Origin of the sequence: Paenibacillus dendritiformis (genome assembly GCF_015845845.1) — a bacterium.
Lineage (GTDB): Bacteria > Bacillota > Bacilli > Paenibacillales > Paenibacillaceae > Paenibacillus_B > Paenibacillus_B dendritiformis_C.
Genome location: NZ_LDIG01000243.1, coordinates 1 through 10,916 on the forward strand (window position 1 = coordinate 1; position 10,916 = coordinate 10,916).

The following is a 10,916-nucleotide window of genomic DNA, read 5'->3' on the forward strand; positions in this document are numbered from 1 at the left end:
AAAAAAGCCGCACACCCGGTAAAATGTTTGTACGCCTACAAACTCAACCGAAGAAAGGTGGCGACTCCATGAAAAAGTCTACCACGATCCTGTCCATCCTTCAATCCGTTTTGCCTGCAGAAGAAATCGATTCTGCAATCGAACTCGCCGGCTATAAAGACAAGGCCCGCAAGTTTACCGTCCATCATTTGCTACAATATTGGGCGATGGCTGCCTCTGAACAATGGGATAGCTACCGTTCAGGTGTGGTTCATGCAGCAGCCAGCGGCTTGCTTCCTGTCCATTATTCCAGTTTTTCCGGAAAGGCAGCTGAGGTTCCCTTTGCTGTATTCAAGGAGCTCCTACACCGGCTCATCCAAACCTGTAATCGTCAAACGACCCGAAAGCTGGCCTTTCCTAAAGAATTGCTTTTGATTGACTCGACGACCGTAACGGTAGGAAAAACTCGCTTGCCCTGGGCCCCTTACCATGGTGAGCGTTCGGGCATTAAGCTACATGTTTCTTTGCAAGCCCAATGCGACTCCCCTCTAAACGTGGTCGAAACGGTTGGTTCGAAACATGATGGTCCGCTCTGTGAAAGCTTAACCCATTTGGATTACATTATGGTTATGGACCGGGCTTACGGGAAGCTCGAACGATTAGATCGTTTCAAAGAAGAAGGTCAATCCTTTGTCGTTCGACTGCGTGATAACGTTCATCTTGAAAAACCACGTGCTCTACGCCGGCAAAAAGAGCCTAACAGCCCGGTCATCCGGGACATTACGTGCCAACTTGGAACAGAGCAATGTCGATCCAAGAAGCGGCATCGCGTCGTTACCTTCCAAGATTTCGATGGCCGAGAACTCCGCGTCGTTACCGATCTCATGCAAGTGACCCCAGAAGAAATCGCACAGATGTATAAAGCCCGGTGGCAAATCGAGGTTTTCTTTCGCTGGATCAAGCAGCACTTGAATATCCCTACTTTGTTCGGGACAACTGAAAATGCCGTGTACGGGCAGCTGTTTGTAGCTCTCATCGTTTACGTGTTACTCAAATGGTTATTTGATACCACTCAAGGGGTCGTATCTAGGCATCAAAAGCTGTCCTTTATTCACTTTGCACGTCTATTTAGGCTAAATTCCCTTCCTCCCGAATGGCTCGTTAAGATGCAGAGGATAAGAGAAAAATTCAGCCCTGCCGGGCTTGTTTGAGTTACACAATTTGGTTAATCAACATGTCTGTATTGGGATCTTTGTATGTGTGTTCGATAGCGTCTATACAAAGTTCAATATCTGAAGAATTTTTTCTTTGATCTATATCTTTTCCATTGGAATAAACATGCCGTATTTGTACGCGCTTTTTCTGAAGACTAGTTAAATCCGTTTTTATCTTCTCAAAATCTGCATATGCCCTAAAGGTTCTTACTTTATCTTTGCCGTATCTATTCCATAGCTGGTACAATAAATTCTTTTCTGGTTCCAGGTGATTCGGATGATGTGAATGATTTTGAGTCAGACTCCAGTACACGTTATCATAATCCACGAATATAGCTACATTGTCCATCTTGCTTTTCCTGTGCATAGCTTTAAATGTATTTACTGTGGATTTTTCAATGAAATCACCAAGCAAATGAATAGCTGTTGGACCGTCTAATGCTTCTTCTGCTTCGGTTTCAACTCCGGTTCCCTCTCCTTTTGTTTCCTTGCTTGAAGTCTGATCAATGGACATGTTACCCCTCCTAATTACCTAAGTTTATAAAAATATTGTTTAATTCGGCATTTTACAATAAAATCCTCTTTTTCATACAAATAAATACTTTTGAAAAATAAAGATGTTTATGTTTGCATCGACTCGTGCGCCCCTATGAGTGGAACTACAGAATCGCGATCGATCACGGGAAGCCGCTTGCCAGCCTCGCAAGACTTTGCCGGGTAACGCCGTCAGTTTCGCTCTAAACGCGCCGCCTGGACCTGTCTTGCCGTCATGCATCTCCAGCCTCTATAGTTTTCTCCTATCAAAACAATAGATTTTATATCTTGGTCAATCTCCGGGCTTTATGTTACAACTAAAGAAATGATGATGACACGAGGAGTGACTGGGATGGCGGAAGTGAAGAAAATCGCGGTAATCGCCGGGGACGGCATCGGCCCGGAAGTCGTCCGCGAAGCGGAGAAAGTATTGAAGCGTACGGAGGAGCTGTTCGGCTATGCCTTCGAGATAAGCCACGGCTTGTTCGGCGGTATTGCTATTGATGAAAAGGGAACCCCGCTTCCGGAGGAGACGCTTCAGATGTGCCAAGCGGCGGACGCGGTGCTGCTCGGGGCGGTCGGCGGCCCGAAATGGGACAGCAATCCGAAGGAGCTTCGTCCGGAGACCGGGCTGCTCGGCATTCGCAAGGCGCTCGGCTTGTTCTCGAATATTCGTCCGGCAGTCATCTTCGACTGCTTGAAGGATGCTTCCACCTTGAAGCCGGAAGTGCTGGAGGGAACCGACCTCATCGTTGTGCGCGAACTGACCGGCGGCATCTATTTCGGCGAGAAGCTCCGCCGCGAGGGCGAGCACGGGGAAGAGGCGGTCGATACCTGCGTCTATAATGTGCAGGAAGTGGAGCGCATCGTGCGCCAGGCGTTCGAGATTGCGCAAAAGCGCCGCAAGAAGCTCGCTTCGGTTGACAAGGCGAACGTGCTGGAGACATCCCGCCTCTGGCGCGAGACGGTGAATCGCATCGCTCCGGATTATCCGGATGTCGAGCTGGAGCATGTGCTCGTCGACAACTGCGCCATGCAGTTACTGCGCCGGCCGTCGAGCTTCGATGTCATCGTGACGGAAAATATGTTCGGCGATATTTTGAGCGATGAAGCCGCCATGCTGACGGGATCCATCGGCATGCTGTCCTCCGCCTCGCTCGGGGAAGGCAGCTTCGGCCTCTACGAGCCGGTTCACGGCTCCGCGCCTGACATTGCGGGCCAGGGCGCGGCGAATCCGATCGCGACCATTCTGTCGGTCGCGCTGATGTTCCGCCTCACGTTCGGCTACGAGGATGCCGCGCAATCGATTGAGAACGCGGTCAAGGAAGTGCTGGATGCCGGACACCGCACCGGGGATATCGCGACCGACAAATCCAAGGCGATCGGGACGGCCGCGATGGGCGATTTGATCATCGCAGCCATGAAGCGTGCCTGATCGGCATTAGTTATGGACACTGCATAGGAAGGCCTGCCTTCCGACAGGGGACAATGGAAGCATGCGATTCTTGTATCTGCCGGATACAAGGGTTGCATGCTTTTTTCGGTATTCTTGGTCGAAGCCGAAAGAGGGAATCGGCGTCCATAAGCATTGCGCCCCGGATGCGGAGCTGACGGATGCGGCTTGTGAATATATCGGGGCGGCGGCGGAGAACATGCATACAGTCACGGAAGCGATCACCCGATGGATCGGACGATCTTCTGGGCGGCAGCCGGACCGTGCGTTAACCCGAATGCCAATCTGGAAGGCTTGACCTTCAAGGATACGGCCGCCGTCGTGGCAGCGGCTCTCGGCTTGCCGATTCCGGAGAGCTGGGATGCCCGCGTGCCGGAAGGATTGTTCAGGGGCTAGGCGTGAAATGAATATATTGACATAGGAGGCATGCACGCTTTGGGAGAGGACAAAGAATGCATGCTTTCTTTATATAGCGTGACCGCTCAATCGCGCTTAACGGGCGAATGAGCGGCGCGTCAAGCCCGACAGCGCCTGAAGAAGCTCCTGGGCCGCATTGTCGGGAGAGAAATGCGTCATCGTATGCTGCTTCGCAATCTGACCCTTCAGCGCCGCCTCGTCATAGCGGGACAGAACATGGCGCAGAATGCGCTGCAGGTCGCTGCCCGACGGCTCCGCCCAGAGTTGATCGGCTTGATACCCGCCGTAGTAATGCTGCGGCTTGACGGGCGTCAGATGATAGGGAATGACATAGCTGTTGTATTCATTCAAAAAATCCATGTGGCCGCCCCACCCGGTCGTAATGACCGGAACGCCTCTCATCGCCGCTTCCAGCACCGGATATCCGACGCCCTCTCCGCGGCTGGGCAGAACGAAAGCATGACAGCTCCGGTATAACGCGTCCATTTCCAGTTCGCTGCGCAGCTCCAGATCAATATAGACCGGAGCGGGAGCATGGGAAAGCCGCTGCTCCTGCTTCAGCCGCTCGACTTCACGCAGCACGTCTGCGTTGCCGGCCGTTTTGACGATGAGACATACTTGATCGGCCGCCGTGAACTCGTTCCAGAATGCCTTCAACAGCACGTCAATGCCCTTGCGCTCAATCCAGGAGCAGACGCTGAGGAAGCGGAACGGGGGCAAGGCGTGAATATAGGGCGGCGGGGCCTGCGGCGAAGGCGGGCGGTACGGCTCCATCAGGCACGGCCGTATGTAAATCAAAGGTACCGTAACGCCTGAATTGCGAAATACGCCGATATTATGCGTGCTTGGCAAAAATACGCCGTTCATTTGATTGGCCTGCCGAACCCAAGAGTCCGGTATTTTCGAGGTCTCCCAATAGGTGAATCCGAACGAGGGACGAATTCTTCTCCGCCACAGATCCGGAATGTAGTGATAAATATTGATCCGCTGGCCGGCCGACGGCGGCTTGGCTTGCAGATGCTCCAATACCTCCCGCTGCTCCCGCGGAAGCTCGATCGGAGGAAGAGCGGAATGGCTGACGAGCTTCACGTTGGCGCCGCGAGCGTGGAGAGCCATGACATATTGCCTTGTCGCCTTCGCATAGCCGGTTGAGTCGAATGCATTGCCGTGCCACACAATTTGAGCCATCGAACGATACCTCCCTTACTTTTCCAGACGCAGTCATCATGTTGAAGTTAGGTCCGCCTTATGCGTTGACTTTATCGAAATGGATCATGCTTGCTTTGTGATGAAGCCCCTCGCCGGAGATAGCTGCGGCAGGAGTTCTATTATTGTATACGCTCGGCATGGAGGATGACGCTGTCCATACATTTTCGGGCTCTGCTCCGCATATTCATTAAGGATGCTGAGGTTGGAATTCAGTTCATGGTGGTGCCGGCTGCATACCGGTACAAGGAAGGAATCGTTGACGATGGGAACTCCGGCGGCGGTCAGCAAGCGGCCAAAGGCATTCCTCCCAGGGCGACGGCGTGATGCATTCGGACATATTGCGAGCTGGACACGATGGCCGCAGCCCTCTCCATCACATAATAAGCGGTGCGGTTCACCCGGTTGCAGAATTCAGGCTGGTAGGCATAATATAAATGCGGAAATTGATGATGGACGAGATCATGCAGGCATAGAATGTACGGCTTCTTCAGATGCAAGGCCAGATCGAGCGACACGATCGGGACGATCCAGATGTCGGCGGGGACATGATCGTTGATCCAGCCCATATTATTGGAGCCGACAATCCGGCAGCGTCCCGGAAAGCGGGCATTCAATCCATCGAACGTGTTGCGGGTGTCGCCTTCATTGTTATGCGTCGCCGCTATGTGAACGACCGTATCGTGGCGTATCGTCAGCAAGCCTTCGATAAGCCGGTGCAGAAATCTTCCGATCCCTTCGCCGTCGAGGGCGAGGGGATGGGGGTAGCCCAGGAAGATGCCGATCTGTGTCGGGGGAATGCCTCCGCCCCATCCCGCCGCAGCCGGATGCGGCTCCAGCGGAAGGGGAGGGAGAGCCGGTCCGGCAAGGAGCCGCTGGCATTCCTCGGACGAGGCGAAGGTGCGCAGCAGCGTCTTGCGCGCAGTTCCGGAAGACAGAGTGCGCGAATGCCCCTCCATCCCAATCGGATCAGGGGCACGCCCAAGCAGTTCTGCATATAAAGAGTGAAGGAAAAAGAGCGGTTCAGCAGTATAAAAGGATTGAATCCGGCTGGCGATGGTGCCTTGATGCCGGGGAATCAGCCTGATGGCCGGACGGCGATACAATTGTTCTGCTTCTTCGCTGCACAGAACGCTCATCGCGATGGTGAACTTGCCTGTCCGCATGGATAGAAGCGTGCCGTAATGCTTCAGCTCGGCTTTGCCCGGTTCCCGGTGGAGCATCTGAATATACAAATGCCTGATAAAATCATTCCCTTCCCGTCTCATCAGCTCATATAAATGATGAATGATTCGATAATGACGGCTCAACCTTCTCCCTCCCTTCCCGGCACTAGGATTCCTTGTCTAACGCGCGCTGCAGCTTGCCGCCGATCCAATGAATGTCCTCTTCGGTCAATTCCCCATGGCTTGGCAAGTTGATTCCTTGCGCAGCGATCCGGTTGGCGATCGGGAACTCCGTATGGCGCTGCAGATGCTGATACGGCGGAAGAATGTGCATCGGGTAGAAGAACGGTCTCGTCTCGATGCCATCCTCCTTCAACCGCTCCATGATCCGGTCCCGCTTCGCTTCCGAGCACCCGTTCAATACGACGCTCATCATCCAATAGACGTTTTTGGACCATACCTTCTGGACCGGCAGCGTGATTCGTTCATCGTATTGCAGGCAATCGTAGTAATGCATCGCTACCCGAATGCGCTGCTGGATATGCCAGTCGATATTTTCGAGCTGGGCGCAGCCTATCGCGGCCTGAATATTCGTCATGCGGTAATTGTAGCCGATGACCGTGTGCCAATATTTTCGGGACTTATCCATGCCCTGGCCCTTGAACAGGCGAATTTTCTCGGCGATATCGTCATCATCCGTAGTAATGATGCCGCCTTCGCCCGTCGTAATGATTTTATTTTCGAATAAGCTGAAGGCGGCCGTATGGCCGAGAGAGCCCGCTCTTCTTCCTTTGTATTCGGCTCCGATGGCTTCGGCGGCATCCTCGATAACAAATAAGCCGTGCTCTTGAGCCGCTTGCATAATCGGATCCATATGAACGGGGTGCCCGTACAGATGGACGGCTATAATGCCCTTCGTTCGGGGCGTAATCTTCTGCACGACCGCCTCCGGATCCATGTTCCACGTCTCCGGCTCGGAATCGACGAACACCGGTGTCGCTCCGCAATACACGACGGCATTCGCCGTGGCGGCGAAGGTCAGCGTCGGAACAATCACTTCGTCCCCCGGGCCGACTCCATGCGCGATGAGCGCCAGATGGAGCGCGGTCGTGCCGCTGCTGCAAGTAATCGCGTGCTTCGTCTGGCAAAAAGCCGCGAATTGCTGCTCGAACATGCCCAGATACGAACCGTTGGATGAAATCCACGTCGAATCGAGACAATCGGCTACATATTTTTTTTCATTCCCGTTCAGAATCGGAGCTGCTATAGGATAATATTTCTTCATGTATCTCCCTCCGACATTCAAGACTGCTTAACGATCAAAATGTTTGATGACGCGGGCCGGCACTCCCACGGCGAGGCATTGATCGGGAATATCGCGAACGACGACGGCGCCTGCTCCCAGAACGGACCATGCTCCGACCGCCATACCGTCAATCTCTTGGGTTCCGGTACCGAGGAAGGAGCCTTCCCCGACCCGCACGTTGCCGGATAAATGGCTTCCCGGAGCGATATGGCATGCTTCTCCGATAACGGATTCGTGATCGACAGATGCGCCGGTGTTGATGATGGCGAAATCCTGGATGCGGGCTTCCGCATTGACCACGGCCCCGGGCATGATGGCGATGCCTGACCCGAGACTTGCCGATGGGGAAATATAGGCGTATCGGCTGATTGCGTTGATAAGGGTGTAGCCGATGTCCGCGGCGGTTCGGGCCATCTTCCAGCGAATACGGTTGTCGCCGATGGCCACGAATGCCTGATGGACCCCTTGCGCATACAGCTCCGGCAGAATCGAATCATCGCCCAAGACAGGAACTCCGGCCACGCAGCCGCTTCCGTCCGCGGAAGTGCAGCCGACAAGGTCGACGGCGGGATCGGCTCGAAGAATGTCGATGATGACTTTTGCATGCCCTCCCGCTCCGATCACGATCGTCTCCTGGCTGTCAGACAAGGCTTATTCCTCCTGTCAATCGTTTGGATATGGTATGTGTATGATTGCAAGCTAGCAGAAGATTAGGCCTTCGGCAGTGTGGAAGGCAAAATAGTTATTTGTCGATAGAGGAGGGGAATGTTCAGTACAGCGTGAAGACGGCATTCAGGCGTCTAGATTCCCGCCATATGAAGCACGCGCTTCAGCTTCTCGATGTCTACGATCAGGTTGTCGGCCCCGCCAACCGGCTTCGGCGGCTGCTCGATATCGCAGATGATTTCATAGTAATTCATATAGGCGTGATTGCTGATTTTCCAGAAATAATCATCGACGACGGTGACGGGCGACAGTTCGATCATCGTCGTGCCCGGATTGCAGAACGCCACATTCACATTGCCGCTTCCGAACGGGGCCACGATGGCTTGAGCGGAAGAGTAGATGGAAATTTTGTCTTCCATGGACAGCGGGGTGAGCACGATGTGGGTAAAGCCTTTCTCGGCCAGTACCTGCATGACCTCCTCCTCATTGACGACAAAGCGGGCATGTGCATCCGCCCGGCTGACATATATTCGCTCATACCCTGGCCGGGGCTGGATGTGGCGGTCATCTCTCAACCGCTTGCGGATGAATTGATAGGCCCAGCGCGGGCTCTTGCCGAGGATGACCGGGACGGCGGGCACGACAAGCTGGCGCGCGACGAGATGATAATCGGAAAGCCTAGCATTTGCAGCGATTCATATTGGAACGAATGGGTCAGCTTGCCGATCAAGTATTTATCAATGGCGATGCCGCTTTGCTCCAGCAGATGAATCCGCGGCAAAATATCGAAAAACCAATGGCCGTAAATGGCCTGCGTAAAAGCGACCCCGGGAATGTTCCAGCCCCATATCAGGGTGGCTACGGTCTCCTCCGTATATTCCGGCGGAGGAAGCTCGGAGAACGGATAAGGATAGGCATACTCGACATCGAGCAGCCGCTTGTGATCGGGGGTGACGACATAACCGTTCCCCGTCATGATCCGCCCTTCCGGAATGACCGCCACGAAGGCTTCCTCGAAATGACATGCCGACGGCCAGCGCTTCACGTCTTCCCCGTTGGGCGCAGGCAGATGAATCGTTTCCTTCGGATAAATGACTTTATACCTTTCACGCACGAGATGAGGGTCAGCGGCAAAGCCGGCAGCCCAGTCCCGTGTCCGCAAATAAAACTGATCGGGTATCGTATTCATATTTCAAGCCCTCCTCCTGCTGCTCATCGTCGTCAGGTGCCGCAGTAGCCGGCAAGGCCATGCATCACACTTGTCCTGCGGCATAGTTCGCCACAAACGCGTCCTTGTTCTCGATCAGAGGCAGCCAGTTCGCCGGGCATCCTTTGGGGAACAGAACGCCGAGCCCGTTCGAATGGGGGAACGTGATATGCGGATGCTCCCCGAGCTCTTCCCACAACCGGTATACACCGTCATAGCTGCCGACATGCGGGTCTCCCTTCCAGGTGTCGACAGCGAAGCAGCGGGCGGCAAGCTGTCCGTCCTTCACCGCTTGGCAGAAGGTAAAGAATGAGGTCCGTACAGCGTGCCCAACTCCACAATCGTTCGGGGCAGGGCAAAGCGAACCAAATCATACGCAAAGCGGCGATGGCCGGACCAGGCTCCATGCGTCATGAACTCACGCGGCAGCTCCGGAGCGGAATCCGCTGCAAACACAGGCTGATGATAGTACCAATGCATCGCAAAGCACACCACCTTCAGAGATAATAGACTGATTGAGATAGACTATGCAGGCAGGAGAGAGGCGGAATAGGGCAACTGAGAGAAGAGAGACACACAATTTTGAGAGAGAAACGGGGGGCGGTACCGGGGTCTTGCTCCAGGAGAGGATAAAGCGGCATCGAAGCGGCATAATAGAACCAAATAAGAATCATGCGAAAAAATTAATCTTAGAAAATGTTATAAATCAGGACATTTTGAGATAGCTCAAAGGAGGAAGCGGACATGCCGGAACGTTTGGTTGGCAGACCTGCGCCAGAATTCAACATGGAGACAGCAAATGGGGACGGACAAGGCTTCGGCTCCGCTGCGCTGTCCGATTACCGAGGCAAATGGCTCGTCTTATTCTTCTATCCGCTTGATTTCACTTTCGTATGCCCGACAGAGCTTACGGCTCTCAGCAGCGCGGCGGAAGAATTCAAGAAGCTGGACACTGAAATTCTCGGCGTGTCCGTCGACTCCGTGCATACGCACCGGGCGTGGATCAACACGCCGGCCGATGCCAATGGCCTCGGCCGCCTGCATTTCCCGCTCGCTTCCGACATCACGAAATCGGTAGCCCGCGACTACGGCGTCCTCATTGAAGAGGAGGGCGTAGCGCTTCGCGGTCTCTTCATCATCGACCCGGAAGGCGAAGTGAAGTATCAAGTCGTGAACCATAACAATGTCGGACGCAGTGTGGACGAGACGCTCCGCGTGCTGCAAGCTCTGCAATCCGGCGGTCTGTGCCCGAGCGATTGGAAGCCGGGCGACAAGCATCTGGCTGCCAACTAATCGAAATGTGAATATACCGGTCCCGCGGCAATCTGCCTGCGGGACTTTGTTATGGGCTTTAGCCCGTTGAGTGCGTGAAACGCACGAAACAAAAAACCACCCGCTATGCGGGTGGAGGGATCGAGGGTTTGACCAACAAGACCATCCCGATAAAATTGAGATGTTCAGGCTCAATGAAAGGAATGGTCTTAGATGGCAAACAAGAACTATAGTCTAGCTCACACGAAGTGGATGTGCAAATACCACATTGTGTTCACCCCGAAGTATAGACGGAAAGAGATTTATAATCAAGTGAGAAAAGACTTGATTGAAATCTTCAAGCGTTTATGTAAATACAAGGGAGTGGAGATCTTAGAAGGTCACATGATGCCAGATCATGTACATATGCTAGTAGCGATTCCTCCAAAAATCTCAGTATCATCATTCATGGGATATCTGAAGGGAAAAAGCTCACTGATGATATTCGAGAAGCATG

General features: G+C 53.7%; 10 protein-coding genes and 2 pseudogenes. 5 read left to right on the forward strand and 7 right to left on the reverse strand.

The annotated features are described in order from the left end of the window. The coding region (locus ABD76_RS24050; RefSeq protein ID WP_242069277.1) for an IS4 family transposase at positions 1–1,190 on the forward strand (1,190 nt) is incomplete at its 5' end. A 1-nt stretch (position 1,191) separates the two neighbouring features. Here ABD76_RS24050 and ABD76_RS24055 read toward each other — a convergent pair. After that, the gene (locus tag ABD76_RS24055) at positions 1,192–1,707 is read right to left on the reverse strand and encodes an NYN domain-containing protein (protein WP_242069778.1); all 516 of its coding nucleotides are present in this window, start codon (positions 1,705–1,707) and stop codon (positions 1,192–1,194) included. 372 nt (positions 1,708–2,079) lie between these two features. On the opposite strand from ABD76_RS24055, the gene leuB reads away from it, so the two are divergent. Both leuB and ABD76_RS24065 read left to right on the forward strand, forming a co-directional pair. Beyond that, the gene (leuB, locus tag ABD76_RS24060) at positions 2,080–3,162 is read left to right on the forward strand and encodes a 3-isopropylmalate dehydrogenase (RefSeq protein ID WP_197259547.1); all 1,083 of its coding nucleotides are present in this window, start codon (positions 2,080–2,082) and stop codon (positions 3,160–3,162) included. A gap of 246 nt (positions 3,163–3,408) precedes the next feature. Further along, positions 3,409–3,576, forward strand: coding sequence for a hypothetical protein (locus tag ABD76_RS24065; RefSeq protein WP_197259548.1), 168 nt, complete (start codon positions 3,409–3,411; stop codon positions 3,574–3,576). A gap of 96 nt (positions 3,577–3,672) precedes the next feature. Here the strand turns inward: ABD76_RS24065 and ABD76_RS24070 are convergent, their stop codons facing one another. The 6 genes and pseudogenes from ABD76_RS24070 to ABD76_RS24095 form a co-directional block, all read right to left on the reverse strand. Next, positions 3,673–4,785, reverse strand: coding sequence for a glycosyltransferase family 4 protein (locus tag ABD76_RS24070; RefSeq protein ID WP_197259549.1), 1,113 nt, complete (start codon positions 4,783–4,785; stop codon positions 3,673–3,675). A gap of 302 nt (positions 4,786–5,087) precedes the next feature. Further along, complete coding sequence (locus ABD76_RS24075; protein ID WP_242069779.1) at positions 5,088–6,113, reverse strand: DUF4214 domain-containing protein; 1,026 nt, start codon at positions 6,111–6,113, stop codon at positions 5,088–5,090. A gap of 22 nt (positions 6,114–6,135) precedes the next feature. Then, positions 6,136–7,254: a DegT/DnrJ/EryC1/StrS family aminotransferase gene (locus ABD76_RS24080; RefSeq protein ID WP_197259550.1), complete on the reverse strand. Its 1,119-nt coding sequence runs from the start codon at positions 7,252–7,254 to the stop codon at positions 6,136–6,138. Between the two features lie 27 nt (positions 7,255–7,281). Continuing rightward, the gene (locus tag ABD76_RS24085) at positions 7,282–7,923 is read right to left on the reverse strand and encodes an acetyltransferase (protein WP_197259551.1); all 642 of its coding nucleotides are present in this window, start codon (positions 7,921–7,923) and stop codon (positions 7,282–7,284) included. A gap of 152 nt (positions 7,924–8,075) precedes the next feature. Continuing rightward, positions 8,076–9,130, reverse strand: a pseudogene (locus ABD76_RS24090) (glycosyltransferase family 61 protein). A gap of 64 nt (positions 9,131–9,194) precedes the next feature. Further along, positions 9,195–9,628 (reverse strand): annotated as a pseudogene (locus tag ABD76_RS24095) (class I SAM-dependent methyltransferase). A 264-nt stretch (positions 9,629–9,892) separates the two neighbouring features. Between ABD76_RS24095 and ABD76_RS24100 the strand changes: the two are divergent. Together ABD76_RS24100 and tnpA are read left to right on the forward strand one after the other, a co-directional pair. Then, positions 9,893–10,441 (forward strand): peroxiredoxin, encoded by a 549-nt coding sequence (locus ABD76_RS24100; RefSeq protein ID WP_197259552.1) that lies wholly within the window; start codon positions 9,893–9,895, stop codon positions 10,439–10,441. A gap of 192 nt (positions 10,442–10,633) precedes the next feature. Continuing rightward, a partial coding sequence (gene tnpA / locus ABD76_RS24105) for an IS200/IS605 family transposase (RefSeq protein ID WP_197256799.1) occupies positions 10,634–10,916 on the forward strand: 283 nt, incomplete at its 3' end.

What these genes read in the sequence shown, in the direction of transcription:
- ABD76_RS24055 (WP_242069778.1), bottom strand. Translation starts at nt 1,707, where the DNA reads ATGTCCATTGATCAGACTTCAAGCAAGGAAACAAAAGGAGAGGGAACC.
- leuB (WP_197259547.1), top strand. Translation starts at nt 2,080, where the DNA reads ATGGCGGAAGTGAAGAAAATCGCGGTAATCGCCGGGGACGGCATCGGC.
- ABD76_RS24065 (WP_197259548.1), top strand. Translation starts at nt 3,409, where the DNA reads ATGGATCGGACGATCTTCTGGGCGGCAGCCGGACCGTGCGTTAACCCG.
- ABD76_RS24070 (WP_197259549.1), bottom strand. Translation starts at nt 4,785, where the DNA reads ATGGCTCAAATTGTGTGGCACGGCAATGCATTCGACTCAACCGGCTAT.
- ABD76_RS24080 (WP_197259550.1), bottom strand. Translation starts at nt 7,254, where the DNA reads ATGAAGAAATATTATCCTATAGCAGCTCCGATTCTGAACGGGAATGAA.
- ABD76_RS24100 (WP_197259552.1), top strand. Translation starts at nt 9,893, where the DNA reads ATGCCGGAACGTTTGGTTGGCAGACCTGCGCCAGAATTCAACATGGAG.